This is a genomic window from Pseudarthrobacter sp. O4, assembly GCF_050157025.1.
Lineage (GTDB): Bacteria > Actinomycetota > Actinomycetes > Actinomycetales > Micrococcaceae > Arthrobacter.
In genome coordinates this window covers 3606609-3626886 of the sequence record NZ_CP189591.1, presented here as the reverse complement: position 1 = coordinate 3626886, position 20278 = coordinate 3606609, and the positions used below count along the sequence as shown (strand labels likewise).

General features: G+C 61.9%; 12 protein-coding genes, 2 rRNA genes and 2 pseudogenes. 7 read left to right on the top strand and 9 right to left on the bottom strand.

What is annotated here, in order from left to right:
- Positions 1-60 precede the first annotated feature (60 nt).
- The 5 genes from ACQCSU_RS16840 to ACQCSU_RS16820 form a co-directional block, all read right to left on the bottom strand.
- Positions 61-3206, bottom strand: a 23S ribosomal RNA gene (locus ACQCSU_RS16840).
- A 526-nt stretch (positions 3207-3732) separates the two neighbouring features.
- Positions 3733-5258: ribosomal RNA gene (locus ACQCSU_RS16835) — 16S ribosomal RNA — on the bottom strand.
- The 16S and 23S rRNA genes sit together here, the layout of an rRNA operon.
- Positions 5259-5841: 583 nt before the next feature.
- A complete protein-coding gene (locus ACQCSU_RS16830) occupies positions 5842-7461 on the bottom strand; it encodes an alkaline phosphatase D family protein (protein ID WP_426976404.1) in 1620 nt (539 codons plus the stop codon).
- 167 nt (positions 7462-7628) lie between these two features.
- Complete coding sequence (locus ACQCSU_RS16825; RefSeq protein WP_426976403.1) at positions 7629-8096, bottom strand: hypothetical protein; 468 nt, start codon at positions 8094-8096, stop codon at positions 7629-7631.
- A 94-nt stretch (positions 8097-8190) separates the two neighbouring features.
- A complete protein-coding gene (locus ACQCSU_RS16820; RefSeq protein ID WP_426976402.1) occupies positions 8191-8385 on the bottom strand; it encodes a hypothetical protein in 195 nt (64 codons plus the stop codon).
- Positions 8386-8514: 129 nt separating this feature from the next.
- On the opposite strand from ACQCSU_RS16820, the gene ACQCSU_RS16815 reads away from it, so the two are divergent.
- The 3 genes from ACQCSU_RS16815 to ACQCSU_RS16805 all read left to right on the top strand — a co-directional run bounded on the left by ACQCSU_RS16815 (position 8515) and on the right by ACQCSU_RS16805 (position 11087).
- On the top strand, positions 8515-10317 hold the full coding sequence (locus tag ACQCSU_RS16815) for a tetratricopeptide repeat protein (RefSeq protein ID WP_426976401.1): 1803 nt from the start codon (positions 8515-8517) through the stop codon (positions 10315-10317).
- A gap of 114 nt (positions 10318-10431) precedes the next feature.
- On the top strand, positions 10432-10782 hold the full coding sequence (locus ACQCSU_RS16810; protein ID WP_426976400.1) for a hypothetical protein: 351 nt from the start codon (positions 10432-10434) through the stop codon (positions 10780-10782).
- A 2-nt stretch (positions 10783-10784) separates the two neighbouring features.
- Positions 10785-11087, top strand: coding sequence for a DUF1905 domain-containing protein (locus tag ACQCSU_RS16805; protein ID WP_426976399.1), 303 nt, complete (start codon positions 10785-10787; stop codon positions 11085-11087).
- 174 nt (positions 11088-11261) lie between these two features.
- On the opposite strand, the gene ACQCSU_RS16800 is transcribed toward ACQCSU_RS16805, so the two are convergent.
- Positions 11262-11465: a cold-shock protein gene (locus tag ACQCSU_RS16800; RefSeq protein ID WP_024365339.1), complete on the bottom strand. Its 204-nt coding sequence runs from the start codon at positions 11463-11465 to the stop codon at positions 11262-11264.
- Positions 11466-11981: 516 nt separating this feature from the next.
- Here ACQCSU_RS16800 and ACQCSU_RS16795 point away from each other — a divergent pair.
- Positions 11982-12410: pseudogene (locus ACQCSU_RS16795) on the top strand (transposase); the annotation flags it as partial.
- A 609-nt stretch (positions 12411-13019) separates the two neighbouring features.
- Here the strand turns inward: ACQCSU_RS16795 and ACQCSU_RS16790 are convergent.
- Both ACQCSU_RS16790 and ACQCSU_RS16785 read right to left on the bottom strand, forming a co-directional pair.
- Positions 13020-13958 (bottom strand): NUDIX hydrolase, encoded by a 939-nt coding sequence (locus tag ACQCSU_RS16790; RefSeq protein ID WP_426976398.1) that lies wholly within the window; start codon positions 13956-13958, stop codon positions 13020-13022.
- Positions 13955-15709: an ABC transporter ATP-binding protein gene (locus ACQCSU_RS16785; protein ID WP_426976397.1), complete on the bottom strand. Its 1755-nt coding sequence runs from the start codon at positions 15707-15709 to the stop codon at positions 13955-13957. Before ACQCSU_RS16785 ends, ACQCSU_RS16790 begins: the two co-directional genes overlap by 4 nt.
- A 934-nt stretch (positions 15710-16643) precedes the next feature.
- On the opposite strand from ACQCSU_RS16785, the pseudogene ACQCSU_RS16780 reads away from it, so the two are divergent.
- Together ACQCSU_RS16780 and ACQCSU_RS16775 are read left to right on the top strand one after the other, a co-directional pair.
- Positions 16644-16921 (top strand): annotated as a pseudogene (locus ACQCSU_RS16780) (DUF1003 domain-containing protein); the annotation flags it as partial.
- A gap of 176 nt (positions 16922-17097) precedes the next feature.
- Positions 17098-17394: a hypothetical protein gene (locus ACQCSU_RS16775; protein ID WP_426976396.1), complete on the top strand. Its 297-nt coding sequence runs from the start codon at positions 17098-17100 to the stop codon at positions 17392-17394.
- A 559-nt stretch (positions 17395-17953) separates the two neighbouring features.
- Here the strand turns inward: ACQCSU_RS16775 and ACQCSU_RS16770 are convergent.
- Positions 17954-18991 (bottom strand): LacI family DNA-binding transcriptional regulator, encoded by a 1038-nt coding sequence (locus ACQCSU_RS16770; protein WP_426976395.1) that lies wholly within the window; start codon positions 18989-18991, stop codon positions 17954-17956.
- Between the two features lie 105 nt (positions 18992-19096).
- Between ACQCSU_RS16770 and ACQCSU_RS16765 the strand changes: the two genes are divergently transcribed.
- A complete protein-coding gene (locus ACQCSU_RS16765; RefSeq protein WP_426976394.1) occupies positions 19097-20278 on the top strand; it encodes a Gfo/Idh/MocA family protein in 1182 nt (393 codons plus the stop codon).

Below are 20278 nucleotides of genomic sequence, written 5' to 3'. Positions count from 1 at the left end.
GTTTCTTTGTACCCTCCCCATGGTGTGAACGTCTTTTGAATCCGTTCACGAAGAGAGTGTGTGGTGTAAGTTATCGGCCTATTAGTACCGGTCAGCTTCACGAGTCGTTAGTCCTCGCTTCCACATCCGGCCTATCAACCCAGTGGTCTGGCTGGGGGCCTCTCACACACAAGGTGTATGGAAATCTCATCTCGAAGCGAGCTTCCCGCTTAGATGCTTTCAGCGGTTATCCCATCCGAACGTAGCTAATCAGCGGTGCACTTGGCAGTACAACTGACACACCAGAGGTTCGTCCGTCCCGGTCCTCTCGTACTAAGGACAGCCCTTCTCAAATTTCCTGCGCGCGCAGCGGATAGGGACCGAACTGTCTCACGACGTTCTAAACCCAGCTCGCGTACCGCTTTAATGGGCGAACAGCCCAACCCTTGGGACCTACTCCAGCCCCAGGATGCGACGAGCCGACATCGAGGTGCCAAACCATGCCGTCGATATGGACTCTTGGGCAAGATCAGCCTGTTATCCCCGAGGTACCTTTTATCCGTTGAGCGACGGCCATTCCACAATGTACCGCCGGATCACTAGTCCCGACTTTCGTCCCTGCTCGAGATGTCTCTCTCACAGTCAAGCTCCCTTGTGCACTTACACTCGACACCTGATTGCCAACCAGGCTGAGGGAACCTTTGGGCGCCTCCGTTACTTTTTAGGAGGCAACCGCCCCAGTTAAACTACCCATCAGGCACTGTCCCTGACCCGGATTACGGGCCGAAGTTAGATGTCCAAAGTGACCAGAGTGGTATTTCAACGATGACTCCACCCGGACTGGCGTCCGGGCTTCAACGTCTCCCACCTATCCTACACAAGCCACTCCGAACACCAATACCAAACTATAGTAAAGGTCTCGGGGTCTTTCCGTCCTGCTGCGCGTAACGAGCATCTTTACTCGTACTGCAATTTCGCCGAGTTTATGGTTGAGACAGCGGGGAAGTCGTTACTCCATTCGTGCAGGTCGGAACTTACCCGACAAGGAATTTCGCTACCTTAGGATGGTTATAGTTACCACCGCCGTTTACTGGGGCTTGAATTCTCAGCTTCGCCTTGCGGCTAACCGGTCCTCTTAACCTTCCAGCACCGGGCAGGAGTCAGTCCGTATACATCGTCTTGCGACTTCGCACGGACCTGTGTTTTTAGTAAACAGTCGCTTCCCCCTGGTCTCTGCGGCCCCTGCACGCTCCGGACAGCTAGTGTCCATCACGATGGGGGCCCCCTTCTCCCGAAGTTACGGGGGCATTTTGCCGAGTTCCTTAACCATAATTCTCTCGATCGCCTTAGTATTCTCTACCTGATCACCTGTGTCGGTTTGGGGTACGGGCGGCTGGAACCTCGCGTCGATGCTTTTCTCGGCAGCATAGGATCACCGAATCCCCCGTGAGGGGGTCCCATCAGATCTCAGGCATCATGAACGGCGGATTTGCCTACCGTTCGCCCTACCTCCTTAGACCGGGACAACCATCGCCCGGCTCGGCTACCTTCCTGCGTCACACCTGTTAATACGCTTGCCTCCCGGGATCAGGTCCCGCGCTCCACCAAAACCCTCCCGCCCCGAAGGGCGGTCAGGCAGGTTTCGGGCGGTTAGTGTCCCCCGTTCAGCATGGGCGGTTCTTCACCGGTACGGGAATATCAACCCGTTGTCCATCGACTACGCCTGTCGGCCTCGCCTTAGGTCCCGACTTACCCAGGGCAGATTAGCTTGACCCTGGAACCCTTGATCATTCGGCGGACGGGTTTCTCACCCGTCTTTCGCTACTCATGCCTGCATTCTCACTCGTGTAGGCTCCACCGCTGGTTTACACCGCGACTTCACTGCCCACACGACGCTCCCCTACCACTCCAGACGCCTGAACCAACCCCACGAGGGGGCGGCTTGGCTATCATCTGAAATCCACAACTTCGGCGGTGTACTTGAGCCCCGCTACATTGTCGGCGCGGAATCACTTGACCAGTGAGCTATTACGCACTCTTTTAAGGATGGCTGCTTCTAAGCCAACCTCCTGGTTGTCTTCGCAACTCCACATCCTTTCCCACTTAGCACACGCTTAGGGGCCTTAGTTGGTGGTCTGGGCTGTTTCCCTCTCGACTATGAAGCTTATCCCCCACAGTCTCACTGCTGCGCTCTCACTTACCGGCATTCGGAGTTTGGCTGACGTCAGTAACCTTGTAGGGCCCATTAGCCATCCAGTAGCTCTACCTCCGGTAAGAAACACGCAACGCTGCACCTAAATGCATTTCGGGGAGAACCAGCTATCACGAAGTTTGATTGGCCTTTCACCCCTACCCACAGCTCATCCCCTCCATTTTCAACTGAAGTGGGTTCGGTCCTCCACGACGTCTTACCGTCGCTTCAACCTGGCCATGGGTAGATCACTTCGCTTCGGGTCTAGATCACGCCACTGCAACGCCCTGTTCAGACTCGCTTTCGCTACGGCTTCCCCACACGGGTTAACCTCGCGACGTAACACTAACTCGCAGGCTCATTCTTCAAAAGGCACGCCGTCACAACTACACAGCAAGCTGCGGTTGCTCCGACGGATTGTAAGCACACGGTTTCAGGTACTGTTTCACTCCCCTCCCGGGGTACTTTTCACCTTTCCCTCACGGTACTGGTCCGCTATCGGTCATTAGGGAGTATTTAGGCTTATCAGGTGGTCCTGACAGATTCACACGGGATTTCTCGGGCCCCGTGCTACTTGGGATACTTCACCAGGCGGTACACAACATTTCGGTTACGGGGCTCACACCCTCTCTGGCCGGCCTTTCAAGACCGTTCACCTATGCCTGTACTACTCACCCCACTGTCCCGGCAGAGACAGAACGGGAAGTCCCACAACCCCGACCATGCAACGCCCGCCGGCTATCACACATGGAACGGTTTAGCCTGATCCGCGTTCGCTCGCCACTACTGACGGAATCACTATTGTTTTCTCTTCCTGCGGGTACTGAGATGTTTCACTTCCCCGCGTTCCCCCCACACACCCTATGTGTTCAGATGCGGGTCACCGGGCAGCTCGCGCCCCCGGCGGGGTTTCCCCATTCGGACACCCTGGGATCACAGTCCGGTTATCGACTCCCCCAGGCTTATCGCAGATTCCTACGTCCTTCTTCGGCTCCTAATGCCAAGGCATCCACCGTGTGCTCTTAAAAACTTGACCACAAAAGATCAAAAAACTAATTCACGAGAGAACCATGAAAACCATCACTCCACCTAAGAAAGGCAGAACAACAGATCCAGGTTCATATTCTTGGAAATTGCTTCTTATAAAAGATGCTCGCGTCCACTATGTAGTTCTCAAACAACAACCCCGTACCACACACCCCACACGAACCCCCGCATAAGGGGCACAACCGTATGATCGGTGCAGCCAGGAAACCAGAAACAAACAAAACCCACACCACAACCAAGCCTCCCCGTAAGGAAACCCGGCCGTGCCATGGTCCTGTTGCCTCAGGACCCAACAGTGTGCCAAACACTAAACCGCATGCAACCCGCCCCCGCACCGTTCCAGGAACCCCTCAAGAGAGGATCCGTACTGGGTAAGGAGAAGAACACGCGGCCGCTATCTGCTGATATTCCACCCGTGAGCACCCGCCGCAGAACTAGCGTCTGCGCAACGGGCGTACTCCTGACAAACCCCACACCCCGCATACACGGGCGGAACGTTTGTAGGTGCTCCTTAGAAAGGAGGTGATCCAGCCGCACCTTCCGGTACGGCTACCTTGTTACGACTTAGTCCCAATCGCCAGTCCCACCTTCGACAGCTCCCTCCCACAAGGGGTTAGGCCACCGGCTTCGGGTGTTACCAACTTTCGTGACTTGACGGGCGGTGTGTACAAGGCCCGGGAACGTATTCACCGCAGCGTTGCTGATCTGCGATTACTAGCGACTCCGACTTCATGGGGTCGAGTTGCAGACCCCAATCCGAACTGAGACCGGCTTTTTGGGATTAGCTCCACCTCACAGTATCGCAACCCTTTGTACCGGCCATTGTAGCATGCGTGAAGCCCAAGACATAAGGGGCATGATGATTTGACGTCGTCCCCACCTTCCTCCGAGTTGACCCCGGCAGTCTCCTATGAGTCCCCGCCATCACGCGCTGGCAACATAGAACGAGGGTTGCGCTCGTTGCGGGACTTAACCCAACATCTCACGACACGAGCTGACGACAACCATGCACCACCTGTAAACCGACCGCAAGCGGGGCACCTGTTTCCAGGCGTTTCCGGTTCATGTCAAGCCTTGGTAAGGTTCTTCGCGTTGCATCGAATTAATCCGCATGCTCCGCCGCTTGTGCGGGCCCCCGTCAATTCCTTTGAGTTTTAGCCTTGCGGCCGTACTCCCCAGGCGGGGCACTTAATGCGTTAGCTACGGCGCGGAAAACGTGGAATGTCCCCCACACCTAGTGCCCAACGTTTACGGCATGGACTACCAGGGTATCTAATCCTGTTCGCTCCCCATGCTTTCGCTCCTCAGCGTCAGTTAATGCCCAGAGACCTGCCTTCGCCATCGGTGTTCCTCCTGATATCTGCGCATTTCACCGCTACACCAGGAATTCCAGTCTCCCCTACATCACTCTAGTCTGCCCGTACCCACCGCAGATCCGGAGTTGAGCCCCGGACTTTCACGGCAGACGCGACAAACCGCCTACGAGCTCTTTACGCCCAATAATTCCGGATAACGCTTGCGCCCTACGTATTACCGCGGCTGCTGGCACGTAGTTAGCCGGCGCTTCTTCTGCAGGTACCGTCACTTTCGCTTCTTCCCTACTGAAAGAGGTTTACAACCCGAAGGCCGTCATCCCTCACGCGGCGTCGCTGCATCAGGCTTGCGCCCATTGTGCAATATTCCCCACTGCTGCCTCCCGTAGGAGTCTGGGCCGTGTCTCAGTCCCAGTGTGGCCGGTCACCCTCTCAGGCCGGCTACCCGTCGTCGCCTTGGTGAGCCATTACCTCACCAACAAGCTGATAGGCCGCGAGTCCATCCAAAACCACAATAAAGCTTTCCACCCCCACCATGCGATGAGGAGTCATATCCGGTATTAGACCCAGTTTCCCAGGCTTATCCCAGAGTTAAAGGGCAGGTTACTCACGTGTTACTCACCCGTTCGCCACTAATCACCGGTGCAAGCACCGGGTCATCGTTCGACTTGCATGTGTTAAGCACGCCGCCAGCGTTCATCCTGAGCCAGGATCAAACTCTCCGTTGAAGTAAAACAAAAACAGACACAACCAACACCCCCGGGAAAACGGGACGCGAAGGCTGCACAAAATTTGAAACCAGCCAAAAACACCAGACCACACCACGGGGTGGCGGGATCCGGCAAATTCAACCAATCCATATAAACAAATTGGTATCAACAAACTTGGCACACTATTGAGTTCTCAAACAACAGACACACCCGGCACCACCACGACTTATCCAGTCGAGGATCGCTCCGGAGCAACTTTTCAAACTTACCCGGTTCCGTGGAGCTTTGCAAATCAGCGTTTCCGCGATTTCCAGTTCCACGAGTGGGTCCCCGCCCGTAATTAGCGCGCAAATTTGCGTACCATTTTCAGGCTGTTTATCAGGGGGTCGGTCGCTATCTTTCCGCATCAGCGGCGGCGACTCGAATTACTTTACACGCCGCCGGGACCCCGCACAAATCCACCCCGAAAGCGGTCCTGCGGCCCGGAGAACCCAATAACGGCGGGGAATCCGTCCCCATTCGGATTACCCACTTTGGATTTTCCGGCAAAGCCGCGTTCTATGAGCTGGGTCACTGCCTTTTGGTCACTGCCGTTGGGTCACTACTCCGGGAGTAGCTCTTTGCTCCAGAGCACCGTGCCGTTGGCGTTACGCAGGCTGACCGTGAAGACGTCGTCATCGCCAAGGTCCACGTGGCCGAAGTACTGGCTCTCGCCGCTGCGCGGGGATTCGTTGGCGTAGCTGCCGGCCTTGAAGAACTCCCGTTCCGGTCCGAAGGTGCCGTCCAGCGTGCCGGGTCCGAAGCTGCCGGCGTTGATGGGCCCGGCCACGAACTCCCAGAAAGGGTCAAAATCGCGGAAGGCCGCGCGCTCAGGAGAGTAGCGGTGGGCCGCGCAGTAGTGGACATCGGCAGTCAGCCAGACCACGTTCTTCACCCGGTGCCGTTTGAATGCGGAAAGCACCCCGGCGATCTCGAGCTCCTTGCCCAAGGGTGCGCCGTCGTCGCGGTTCGAGAGGGATTCCTGGTTCACGGGCCCGTCCGGCACAATCAGTCCGAGCGGGAGGTCGGCGGCGATCACCTTCCAGGTGGCTTTGGACCGGCTGACTTCCTTGATCAGCCATTCCGCCTGCTCCTGACCGAGGATGTGAGTCAGCCGGGTTTCCTTGCCGTCTGTATTGGCGTCCTTGAACGTGCGCATATCCAGGCAGAAAATGTCCAGCTGGGGGCCGCGGGAGATCTTGCGATAGATCCGGGCTGGTTCAAAACCGGTGCTCCCGTCGCGGAACCGGCCGCCCGGCTCCGCGATGGGCTGGTACTCCTGCCACGCCTGGCGGCCTCGGGCAGCGAGCACGTCCACGCGGCGCTCGTTGTAGCGGTCATCGCTGAGGAGCTGCCCCGGGTACCAGTTGTTGTGGGTCTCGTGGTCGTCCCACTGGGCAATTACCGGGGCCTCCGCGTACAGGGCGCGGACGTTCCGGTCCATCAGGTTGTACCGGTGCCTGCCGCGGAACTCGTTGAGCGTCTCGGCCACCTTGGACACCTCCTCGGTGACGAGGTTGCGCCAGATTTTGCCGTCGGGTTCCGTGACCTGCGCGGTGATGGGCCCGTCGGCGTAAATGGTGTCGCCGGAGTGGATAAAGAAGTCCGGGCGCGTCGCGTGCATGGCCGCGTAGCCCCGCATCCCGCCGATCTCCTCGTTGATGCCCCAGCCCTGGCCGGCAGTGTCGCCGCTCCAGACGAAGCTCTGCCGGCGCGGTGAGTCACCCTTGCTGACGCCGCCGCGGCCGGGAGCGGTGCGGAAGGAGCCTTCCGCAGTTTCCCCGGCGTTGCCTTCGGCATCCTCGAAATGCATCGTGAGGGCAAAGCGAGTGCCAGCGGGGAGGTACCGTGCGTTGATCTTGGCGGTGAAGTCCGTCGCCTCGCTGGCGGCACTCCCCCGCAGCACCCGCTGGAAGGCGCGGCCGCCGCGGAGCGGGGATCCGTCGTCGGCGACGGCCAGCAGGCTCGCCACCAGCCGTCCGGGCCCCGACGCGCGAGACCACAGGACGCCGGAATCGGCGGTGACATCACCTGTGGCGATCCCGGAGGGAAGAAGCAGACGGTTCCGGACCAGGGCGACGCCGGCCGGCCTGGCCGCCTGCGCAGTTCCGGGAACGACGGCGGCGGCACCGGCAGCGGCCAGGGCACCTTTGAGAATGGTTCGGCGTGTGAAAGCAGTCATGGATTCATCCTTGACCGCCCGTATGAACCAGCGGCGACGGCGACGTGAACGGCTCAGTGGCCTTGCCGAAACCCGGCTGAATCGATACCCGTCGGAGTCGAAGCGCACGCGGGTTAACGTCGAAGCTCACCCGGGTTAAAGGGTCCTCGCGTCAGCGGAGTCCAGGATCAGCGGGACGGCACTTCGTCCACGAACGCCACCTGGGCCACATATTGCTGGTAGAGCTTCAGCGCGTCGTCTACGGCGATGTGGCCAAAACTCAACGTATCCTGCAGCCCTTCCAGCTGCGCATTCACTGTCTCTGCTGCGCTGACCCTGTCCGACAACGAATGTGAATTGGCGAAATTCGTGGCCAGCGCCGCGGCTACGGACAGCAGGACGGCCAGGAGGCAAAGGACACGCCACACCACCGAATCGTCGCCCAGCGAGAAGATCCCCTGCAGTGCCTCGGTGAAGCCCGTGCCTCCGAACGCCGGACCGGCGGTAAGCATGGCGGCTAGGGCACTGCCCACGACGCTGATGTTGGAGAGCTTGTTCCGCCGTGGCCGTTCCCGCCCCAGATAGGAGCGGACGGCTTGTTGCTTCTGTTCGATGCGGGTGGAAAGCAATTGACGTGTGTCCGGTGCTTCATCCATGACCTGCTACCAGCCTCCCTCGCCGATGGCGCCTGCGACCAGAATCCCACCGCCCCTCTTCGGTGTCCAGACTGGACGACGGCTGCTGGCCGGCCTAACGCAGCCACAACGCCATAGGGATCCGATTCGGGGCCGCCGTGTAGGGTTCGCTCGGCAGAGAGCCGGCCGTCCACGGTGCATTCGAGCGCACCTCGGGGGTGTGGCCGTGGCCGTCCTTGAGCACTGCACGGAACGTGGCACCGCCGGAGACAAGCACGATTCCGGCGAGCAGGACAATGAGGAATGCCATTTTTGATTCACCTCAGGTGTTGTGCGGATTGGATGAATCCAGTCTGTTCAGCAGCCGTGTGAGCAAGCGTGTGAATCTTCCGCTGCCTGCACTGCGACGCCGCCAATCCCCCGGCGTAGCATGAGTCTTATGGCCGAGACGTGGATCCGGCTCCTCGGTCCGCCCGCGATCGAGTCCCCTGACGCCACTCCCCCGCAGCCCAGGGGCCGCAAGGCCTGGGCGGTGTTGGCCTACCTCGCCCTGCAACCGGATGGCACCAGCCGCTCCCGCACGGCCACACTGCTGTTTCCGGATGCCGCGGATCCGCTGGGCGCCCTGCGCTGGAACCTGTCGGAGCTGCGCCGGTCCCTCGGCGGCGTGTCCATAACCGGGGACCCCTTGCGGCTGGCGTTGCTGCCGCCCTGGCGCTGCGATGCCCTGGAGCTTGTCGACTCGGCCACCAGCCACGACGCCGACCCGCGAAGGTTCGACGGCCAGTTGCTGGAGGGCCTCTCCTTCGGGGACAGCCCCGTCTTTGACTCCTGGCTGGCGGACCAGCGCTACCGGCTGGAAAATTGTGTCCAGTCGCTGCTCTATGAAGCGTCGCTGGCTGCCCTGGCCTCGGGCACTCCCGCCGAGGCCGTCGAGCTGAGCTCGCAGGCACTGCGCCGGGATCCCTTCAACACGGACTGCACCGCCGTCCTGGTGAAGGCCCTGGTGGCGCAGGGCGAGCATCGGCGGGCGCGCGAGCAGGTCAGCAAATTCGAGAACTTGTACCACCGGGAGCTTGGCCTGCCGCTGCCCGCGGAAGTCCGGCGCGCCCTTGCGGATGCCGGTCCAGCTTCGCCCCCCGGGATCCCCGCGAACCCGGCCACCGTACGGTCCTATCTCGACGCCGGCGGCGCCTCACTCTCGGCAGGCGCCGTCGACCGCGGACTCGATCAGCTGCGGCTCGCCGTCGTACTGGCCCAGCGCACCGCTGACGGGCACCTGCTGGCCGAGTCGCTCGTGACGCTGGCCGGGGCTCTGATCCATCAGGCGGGCGGCCGCGGCGCCGAGGTGGCCGACTTCCTGCACCGCGCGCTGTCGGCGGAGGCGCCCGACGGCGTCTCCCGGACTGCCGCTGCCGCCTTCCGCGAGCTTGGCTATTTGTCCGTACAGCGCGGCGTGCCGGACCGCGCGGCCGGCTGGCTGGACCGGGCGATGCAGGCTGCGGAGGGCATCCCGGACGAACAGGCAAGAATCCTGGCCATCCAGGGCATGCTGGCGTCGGACACCGCACACTATGAGGACGCCGTGACCGCCTTCACGGAATCCGGAAGGCTCGCCAGGGCGGTCCGGAACCGCCGGCAACAGGCGTTCAGCGAGGCGCTGCTGGGCCGCGTCCACCTGCTCCGCGGCGAGCTGGAACCGGCGGCCGCCTCCTTGGACCGGGCCCTGGACTGGATCGCGGCGGAACACTGCACCGCGTTCGAACCGTTTGTCGCCGGCATCCGCGGCGAAACCTACCTTGCCGCCGGCAGGCTGGATGCGGCCGCGGCCCTGATTGACCGGTCCTGGGTGATGGCCGAACTGGCCGGCGACCACTGCTATATGGCACTGGCGGCCGGCGCCGAAGCCCGGCTGTTCCTGGCCCACGGCGACCTCGCGGCCGCCGAACACTGGATTGACAGAGGCCTGGAACCTACGCCGTGGTATCTCTGGTACTCGGCCCGGCTGCTGGACACCGCGGCGGAAGTCGCCCTCGCCACGGGCTCGCCCCGTGCTTCCGGATTCGTGGAGCGTCTGGCTGCGCTGGCCAGCCGCAGCGGCATGCGCGAGTTCGTGGTCCGGGCGCAGTCGCACCGGGCGGTCCTCGGGGATCAGGCCGCCGCCCAGGCCGTACCGTGGCTGGCCAAGGAGATCGACAACCCCGCGTTGACGGCGTTCCTGGCGCAGCGCCACGGTGGTTGAGCAGGTCCGGAGGCGTTTCCGGAAGCCCTGTCCCGCCGTCGTGCACGGGACCAACATGCTCCTGTACCGATGGGGTTACCAGTGTGCTCACTATTGCGTGGAAGGAAATCTGTCATGGAATGCATCACGTGGTTCGCGCCGATCCTGCCCGGGAAACTGGACGAGTGGAAGGCGATGGTCGAGGAGATCAAGGGCCCGCGTTGGGAGGAGCAGGTACGGTCGTGGAAGCGCATGGGCGTCACCCGGGAAGTGGCCAGTCTGATGCAGACGCCGGAAGGGGATTCGGTCTGCCTGTTCCATGAGGCCGAAGATCTCGCGAAAGCGTACCAGACGCTCGCGACGTCGGAGGACCCTTTCGATGTCTGGTTCCGGGAGCAGCTGGTGAGCCTGCACGGGCTGACGGCAGAGATGCTGCAGGGCCCTCCCCCGGCTGAGGTCTTCTTCGACTACCGCGACGCCGGCTGAATGTGACGGCGTCGTACTCGTTCCGCGGCGAGCTGTGGCAGTATCCCGGGGAATCCGCGTGGCATTTCATCACGCTGCCTCCGGACCTGGCTGAGGAGCTCCGGGACGACGCCGCCCCCTTCCGCAAGGCATTCGGTTCGGTCAAGGTAAGCGCCTCCATCGCCGGGCGGCGTTGGTCCACGTCGCTTTTCCCGGACAGCAAGAGCCGCTCGTTCGTCCTTCCCGTCAAGAAGGACATCAGGGTGGCGGCCGGCATCCTCGCCGGAGACGAGGTCGACGTCGAACTCGAGCTTGGTCCCAACTAGCTCGCAGTAGTTGTCGTTTTCAGGGCTCAAAACGGCAACAATTGTGCGCTACTTGGGACCGCCTTGGGACCCGAATCTGTACTTCCGGGTTAACAAAAGCAGGGCCCGTCAAAGACGGGCCCTGCTCGAAACCTTACGGTTCCGGACTCAGAAGAGTTAGCTGGAAGCTAAGTCTTAGAGAGCCTGGATGTTTACGGCCTGGGGACCCTTGGGGCCCTGCTCGGTCTCGAAGGAGACCTTCTGGTTCTCTTCGAGGGAGCGGAAGCCGGAAGAGGCGATCGCGGAGTAGTGTGCGAAGACGTCCTGTGAGGAGTCATCGGGGGAAATGAAGCCGAAGCCCTTTTCAGCGTTAAACCATTTGACGGTACCAGTAGCCATTATTTTTTGTCCTTCGTGAAGGTGGAGGAAAAGTCCCGACTTTCGGGTCCTCCGGTGTGGGGTGTTCAACCGCTACTTCAGAAGAACATGGTCTTTCAACCATGCGTACTGCCTGAACTACGAAACTGCATAAACACAACAACAGGATCAACAATACAGGAGATTTACGGGACGGATTACCACGCTGCCGAAGCGTCGAGACTTTTGGGCCGGAGGGAGGACGACGTCCAGGTGGTCGCCGGGATTGAACGTTAGGTAATCCGAGGGAATCTCAATGATGTTGTCAACGGTTTGCGGTGCCGCTCCAGTGCCCCGGCCGGTGGTGGCCGGGACACCTCTGGAGCTTCTAGGTGCGTGGGTCAATAGTCGGTCGGAGTTTTTAAAACGCCGACGGAGTAACACGGGTCCAGGGGTAGTGGCGGGGAGAATTGGGGTATGGATACCGGTTGTTCTGCGCAGGATGGTTTGTTCGCCGAGTCGCTCGTGGAGCGCGTCGAGACACCCGTTGACGAGGCCATGGATGCCGATGCAGGCGCGAAGAAGCGATTCAAGGCGTTTGAGCCGGATGCGGTGATGCTGGTTCCCCCGTCTCTGGATGAGTGGCTGCCGCAAAACCATTTGGCCAGGTTCATCGCCGAGCTCGTTGATGAGGAACTGGACCTGACCCGTTTCCATGCCTCCTATGCCAAGGCAAAGGGCCAGCCACCGTATGACCCGCGGCTGATGCTCCGGATCCTGCTGTACGGATACTGCGTCGGGGTCCGCTCCTCGAGGGAGTTGGAGAGGGCCTGCACGGATGTGGTCGCGTTTCGTTGGCTTTGTGCCCAGCAGGCCCCTGATTTCCGGTCGATCGGACGCTTCCGCCAACGGCGTCTGGCGGCCCTGGGCAACGTGTTCCTGCAGGCCCTGGCGCTCTGTCAGGCGGCCGGCATGGTCTCGCTGGGGAAGAGCGGCGGCCGGGCTGTTCCCGCGGGCTGCCGCACCTGGCCGGCTTTGATCCGGGATCCACGAAAGCAGGCCGTGGCCGCGAATGCCGCTCATCAGCCGCCCGAGGCTTCATGGCTGCGTCACCGGCCGAGGTCGCAGTTTGCGCCTCAGGCCCAGTCTGGTGACCGCGGCCAGTTCCACGTCGGTCTTGATTCTTTCCTCGACCGGGACGGCGCCGATCTCGATAATCTTCCGGTTGAGCTTGATCAGGTCCGGTCTGAGTTAAGGATGTGGCGCATGGAAGCGAGGTCGGTGCCTGCGTCATCAACCGCGACCGCATGCCGGAGCGCCGCAGCGGGGCCAGCGCCGGGCTCTGCGAGCGTTTCATGGTCAACAATCTGATGGCGTTCCGTCATCTCCAGCACAGTGCGCGGCGCCGGAATGGTCGAGTCCCCAGCCATGCCTGACCGGCCGGGGTGAAGGCATGCCTGCGCGACTTGGTCCTATGCCTGTTGTCTTCCGTCAGGCCCGATGAAGCGCATGGGCCGGGGGTGATGTAGTTGGCTCGGCCCCATTTACGGGCATGCCGTGCCTGACGCAGGTGTGTCCGTTCCTTGGAGCCGGGTTTCAGATGTTGTCGTCCGCAGTGGGAGACTGTTCGCCCGTCGCCGGCATCGGGAGGTAGTAGGCGGAGTGGTACCGGTGGTCATCGCCGGTCAGGACCCAGGCTGCTCCCTTGCGGACGCGGAAGCGCTTATTCACCACCGTGCGGTCGTGGCGGATCAGGTGAGCCAGGACCCCTGCCATGACGTCCTCATGCGTGCACAGGACGGTTCCCGTCCCGCGGGCCTGCGCCACCAGTCCCAGAGTGTCCTCGATGCGGCCTACGGCCAAGTGTTCGGATCGTTCCACGTCAAGGGATTCCCGCCGGGCGAGTTCGGCGACGGTTTCAACGCAACGGGCCGGAGGGGACGATAGAACGCGCTCAATGTTGAACATCGATCCCAGCACGGCCAAGGACTGCGCCGCTTTTTCGCCTTCCTCCGCGAGCGGCCTGCTGTCATCTGAATGCTTCCATTCGGCCTGTTTCGTGGCTTGGGCGCCGCGGACGAGCAGCAGCATATTTTCCCGCGCAGGTACCGGGCGCACACCCAACTGCATCTGCAGCTGGGTGCCCAGGGCGATGATGGCTGGCCGGTCCCGCGGTTCGGTTACCGTGCGTAAGGCGGCGGGTAGAGTCAGCCATCGGACGGCGTCGACCTCCTTATTGGCGGTGAAGTGTCCTGACTCCGCGGCCGCAGCCCAGTAGCGGATCGTTTTGGTTCTGTTCTTGCTGTCTTCATACCGGATGCTGGGCAGTTCGGCCCCGAGGCGGCATTCGAAACCGGTTTCCTCCCGCACTTCCCGCGCCGCGCATTCCCGGCCTGATTCTCCCGGTTCCGCTTTGCCCTTGGGGATGGACCAGTCGCCATGGCCGGGCCGGTGAATCAGGAGTACTTCGAGGGCGCCCTTACTGCCGATTCGCCAGGGCAGGGCCCCATAGGTGCCCGGAAGGGTCTGGCTCATGTGTTTGTCTCCGTCTGTGTCAGGGCCAAGGCGCGTGCTGGGGTGTCCCGTGAGCGCTGGAGCCGATCCAGACGGCTGTAGAGACCGCCTGAGGCAATAAGGTCGCTGTGCCGGCCGCTTTCGACTATCCGTCCGTGGTCTAGGACGAATATTTGATCGGCGCGTTGGAGCGTGGACAGCCGGTGGGCGATGACGATAACCGTCCGTCCGACCATGAGCCGGTCGAGACCACGCATGATGTATTGCTCGGAGATCGCGTCCAGGCCTGATGTTGGTTCATCGAGGATGACGATGGGAGTGTCCCGCACCAGCGCGCGGGCAATGGCGATGCGCTGGCGCTGTCCGCCGGAAAGAGTGACACCGCGCTCTGCCACGGGTGTGTCGTAGCCCAGCGGCAGATTCCGGACGAACTCGTCCACGTAGGCCGCCTCAGCCGCCGCAAGCACTTGCTCGCGACTGACCCCCTCGGAGCCGTAAGCGATGTTGTCGTAGATTGTCCCGCGGAACAGGATGGATTCCTGAAGCACCATGGAAATCTGTTTGCGTACGGTGGCGACCTGCAGATCCCGTACGTCGATCCCGTCCAGCAGCACGGCGCCCCGAGTCACGTCATACAGGCGCGGAATCAGACTGACTATGGATGACTTGCCGGCTCCCGTGGGACCGGTAATGGCCACGACACTGCCTGGCTGGGCTGTGAGATCAATCCCGTGCAGGACATCACGATCCCCCTGGTAGCCGAAGCTGACCCCGCGCAACTCCACCCCGCCGGCGAGCCACGGGGCGGGCATTGCCCCCGGCTTGTCTGTGATGGCCGGAGCCGTGTCCAGAATCTCCTGGATACGTTCGGCACTGGCCTGGCCGCGGCTTATCACCGTGGTCAGTTTCGCCAGGGCCTTCATCGGCGCGTACAGCGCCTTCAGGTATGCCAGGAATACAAGCAAGAGGCCCAGTGTCATGGTTCCTTCCAGCACACGTTGCGCACCGACCCAGAGCACCAGTACCGTGCCCACAGTGGCGATGACATCAACCAGCGGGGAGAACATGGACTGAAGCCGAATGACCCTCAGGCCGACGTCCATCCTGCCGTTATTCCGGGTACGGAAGTCCTCCTCGTGGCGTGCTTCGCTGGTGTAGGTCTGCATCACCCGCACTGAAGAGAACGTCTCGGACATGGCTGCCGCTATGTCGCTGTCCTTGCTGCGGGCCTCCCGGGAGGCCCTCTTGATGCGTCGCCGGTAGACCAGCACGGTCACGAACAGCAGCGGGGCAACTGCCAGGCCGATCATGGCAAAGGCCGGATCGACGAGCACGCAGATGGCGATGATGAATCCCAGAATGAAAACGTTGGGCAGCAGCACGGAGAGGATCGACACCATGAGCGCACGCACGTAGTCAACGTCCGTGGTGGTGCGTGTGACCAGATCCCCAAGGCGCTGCTTGTCATGGAAGGACAGGGACAAGCGCTGCAGATGGGTAAAAACATCCGCCCGGATGGTGGCCATGGCCTTCTCGCCCACACCGTTGAGTATGCGGGTCCCCAGATAGTCCGCGCAGGCGTTCAGCACTGTCATCGCGAGCAGAGCCGATGCCGCCAGCAGGAGTAACTGAAGCGGCCCAAGTCCGGCCAGCCCCAGGAACGCCGGCGTCCCGTGCTGTCCGGAACTGCCTGTCGGCTGCAGGACGTCATCGACGATGATTTTCATCGGCCAAGGCAATGCCACTTCCATTGCGGCGACGAAGATAACCAACAGCGCGCCTCCGGCCATTGCCCATGCATAGGGAACAATCGCGCCTCGGAACCGCCAAAAAGTTAGAAACATTGCATCCTTAATAATGATCGGGGACGCAGACGGAGGCCCTCGCCGATACTCCAAGGATGCAGTGAAGCGTAGCTGCGCCAAGTCCCGGTGAATGACCCGTCCGAAAGCGTTCACCTGCACTGGGCCTTCACGGATACTGAGGATAGCAGCGACATTCCCGGACAACTCCGAAATGTTGACAATGCTGCGTAAACCCTGCGGCACCGCCCGTCATATTTGCGCCCGATCTACAGGAAACCACAGGACGAGTCCGACATCCCGGCAAACATTCCTGTCTTATGCCATTTCCGTGCTCGATCTGGGCAGGGAAGGCCTTCCTGAGACAAGCTGGGACTGCCCGGCAGTCGAAACCGGCCGGCCGGAGCAACACGGCCCTCTACTACCATCCCCTTTTTAGGCAGATAACGGTCACGACCAACCAACCCGGTTCACCGGCAATGGCGGAACCGTCCTCCCATGCCGCATTCGATCCCGTTACTCGACCGGCAAGTAACGCACTCGGGCGACACGGCCGAATCCTGCATCTCGAAAGCCGGGCAACCGCAGCCGACGCCTTGACGAAAAACATAGGAGCACCCCGTTGTTTTTTGGCTGCTGGCGCTTGCGGAGCTGTGGCCGACGGAGGCCCGTCTACCGAAGGCAAGGGTTGCGCGATCTGCAGAGGAAATGAGCGACGACGAAGGAGCGCCGGAGCCGATTGTGCGGCCCGCAGGCCCCGACGAAGGAGGGGGTAGAGGGGCTGGAGCGGACACGTATGATCCGAAGGAATCTCAATGATGTTGTCAACGGATGTTGGCGTGCCTTCCGGGTGCCCCCGGCAGGTTCATGGCCGGGGCACCCGTTCGCCATCAACACCTGAGCGCTGGCGAACAACGCCTGGGACCCGTATCCCTAAATTCTTTTGAACCTCTTGCTCTCCATGCTGGCCGGGCTCCAAGGCGCTATCCTGCTTATCGCCGCCAAGCGCAAGGACGCGGTCGCCGCGGCGATAGCGCAGCACGACTACGACACCAACGTGAAGCAAAAGAAGAGATCGAGCTTTTGATGGACCTCAACAACCAGCAACTGGAAATCCTGCACGAGCCAAGAAGGCTGGCGACCGCGGAAGGCCTTGACCTGGACCGCGGGCCGGGCTCCTGACACGCCTTAGCCTCCCAGTATCCGCGCACTTCACCGGGGACGGGGCACAACGCAGAGGTCGGTGGATCTCACCGCCGGTGTCTGGCACTGGATCAGCATCGGGGCCGACTGGCTATCACAGCCTCGCCATAGGGAATCGGTGCCCTGTTCCCATGTGGGGAGCCCATGATCAGGGTATGAGCGCATGGAGAAGAAAAATAGTTCCCGGGCTGGCAGCCGTCGCGGCGTTTCTCCTGGTCGCAGCCGGCGTGGCCGGAATCGATGAAATGGCCAACGCCAAAATACCGGGTCTGGCCACCGGAACCGTCCAGACAACGACCATGAACACCGAGCCGGGGCTTGAGCATGTCCTTCTGGCTGGCCTGAACCAGGGCACACTTCCCGGTGGTTTCCCGAATGATGAACCCCGGGAAGAGAAGTACGACGAAAACTATCTTGAAACACTCCACTTCCAGCCACGTCCCCCGGCCTGAGAACACCGGACCACCAGGAGGCCATCGATACCGGAACGAAGAACGTCATGAGCCACTTCAAGAGCTACTGGTACTACAGCACCGCGCTGGCCATCACTTGGGCTATGGTCCTGACGCTGGTTCTCAGCCTCGGATGGGTTTCAACCACGATCGCGAGCTAAATCTATCCCCCTCCTGCGCGCTGGGCCCCTCCCAGGAATCCTGGCTAGGAATCCTCAGCTGCAGCGCTCCCGGAACGCTCCGTCACTGCTCGAAATCGCGGTCGCTCATCGGGCTGCTGAAGCCTGGCCAGTTGTGGCCAGGGCCGTTTGACGTTCCTGACCCACGCGGGAATGAGGCCCACTGCTGGTCCCCGATCAGACTGCGATACCAGGGCAAAGTGGGCTCGTGTCTGATTGACATTCTCAGAAGTCCCCGCTTCGCCCCCGCCGAGACGATTTGTAGACCGGTTCCGGGTGGTCAGCACGTTGTGGACACTGAGTCCGTCGATGCCGATCGCGCGCGCTGATGGAGTTAGGGAGGGCCCGCCCGGATACCTGCGTAAACGCCGGAACAGTGATCAGTTTCCAGCTGGAGGAGCAGCAGTGGAGCCTCGCACTTGCAGTGTTGCGGGGACGAGGTGGATCCTCTGGAGCTGCACAGGGGCTTCCATCCGCTCAATGAGGTATTTCGCGGATTGCACGCCAATGGCGAAGTTTCCGTTGTCGACGGATGTCAAAGACAGGTGCCGGATGCGGGAGAGGTACGTGTTGTCGTAGCCGACGACGGAAAGATCGGCCGGAACACTCAGCCCCTGATCCGCGGCTGCCGAAAGAGTGCCGATCGCAGCAATGTCGTTGAAGGCGAAGACCGCTGTAGGCCTGCGTTCCTGTGTCAGGAGTCGGCGGGTAGCCGCGTACCCGCTCTCCTCGCTCATCCCGCCTGTCTCTGCGAATTCGTCCGGATCAAGCCCGGCATCCTGCATCGCCTCGCGGAATCCGGCGAGGCGAAGCTCGCCGATCCGGCCTGGCCCGCTCAGATGCGCGATGTGCCGGTGGCCCAGGTCGATGAGGTGCTGTGTTGCCGCGCGGGCACCGGCTTCATCGTCGTTGACTACGACGTCGACGCCGGGAAGGTTCGGGTCGCGGGTTCCGGCGAGAATTACCGGGATGGTTTCGGCAGCGGTCTGGATGGCATCGGATTCGGTTGTCGTACCGACCACCACGAGCCCGTCGATGCCCTGCCGGAGCATCGCGTCCACCGAGTCCCTGCCGATGCGCCGGTCCGTGTAGCTGTCAACCAGGACCGGCGACAGTCCCGCAGCATGCAGGGTGGCGGCCAGGCCCTCGAGCAGGTCCACGAACCAGGGATTGCGCAAATCGTTCAGGAGAACGCCGACGGTGTCGCTCTTAGTGCGCGAGAGTCCCCGGGCGTGGGCATTGGGCCGGTACCCGAGATCGGCGATTGCCTCGAGGACCACCCGCCGGCGTGTGTCGCTGACGTGCGGCGCGTCCCGAAGGACGAGCGAAACCAAGGATTTGGACACCTGCGCGCGTTCGGCGACGTCGCGGATCGTCGGCTGCCGCAGTGACCGTGCGTCATTGTCCGTTTCAGGCATTCGTTCTCCTCATGTCGAATCCAGTCTAGGGGTTGCGCCCGGGTTCCCCATGACTCAATATGGAACGGTCTACATTTGTCCAAACTGCGGTAAGGGAAGTAAGTAATGGTTGAACCAGGCAGGCTCCGCCTCAGGGCAGGAATGGTCGGTGGCGGCGTCGGTGCCGACATCGGCAAGACACACCGCTTCGGGATGAGGCTCGATGACCGTTACTCGCTGGACGCCGGCGTCTTCGGGCGCGATGCCGGGCAGGCGGCACGCGTCGCGAGCAACCTGGGTGTTTCACCGGAGCGCACGTACGCGGACTACGAGCAGATGGCTGAGGCGGAGTCAGCGCACCCGGAGGGAATCGACCTCGCCGTCGTCGCCACCCCGAATGACAGCCACTTCCCAATCGCGAAGGCGTTCCTGGAACAGGGAATCTCCGTCGTGTGTGAGAAGCCGCTCACCAGCGATTCGGCTACGGCCGCTGAGCTCGTGCGCATCGCGGCCGAGAACGACGTGATCCTCGCCGTGCCGCACTGCTACTCCGCCTACGCTATGGTCCGCCAGGCCGGCAGGATGGTCCGCGACGGTGCGCTCGGCCGCATCACCTTCGTCGACGTCGAGCACGCCTCCGGGTGGGCGGCGACACCGCTGGAACTCTCCGGGCACAAGCAGGCTTCCTGGCGCACCGACCCGGACGTTGCCGGATTCCCCAGCGTCGTGGCCGACCTCGGCACCCACGCCTATCACCTGGCCCGCTACATCACCGGCCTTGAAGCGGAAGAAATCTCCGGGCAGCTGCACACTCTCGTCCCCGGGCGCACGGTCTTCGACAACGCCACGGTATCGCTCCGACTCAACAGCGGAGTTCCGGGGCGCGTCTGGGCCGGCATGGCCGCGACGGGACACAACCACGGCCTGCGCATCCGCATCTTCGGTGACGCCGGGAGCCTGGAATGGCAGCACGAGGATCCCCACCACCTGTCGGTGCAGGACCTCGACGGCACCACGACCATCCTGACCCATGGACTCAGCACTCTGTCCGATGATGCTGCCCGGCTCACCCGCGTCGGCCTCGGTCACCCCGAGGGCTTCCTCGAGGCATTCGCGAACTTCTACCGTGACCTCGCCGATGAACTCACGGCACGACGTGACCGCACGGCAAGCACAATCCGCGAGTTGTCCTTTCCGACCGGCATCGACGGGCTCATCGGCGTGCAGTTCGTCGAAGCTGTCGCCGCATCCCACGCGAACAACGGCGCCTGGACCGTCCCGGCCAGCGCAACCAGCCAGGAGGCCTGA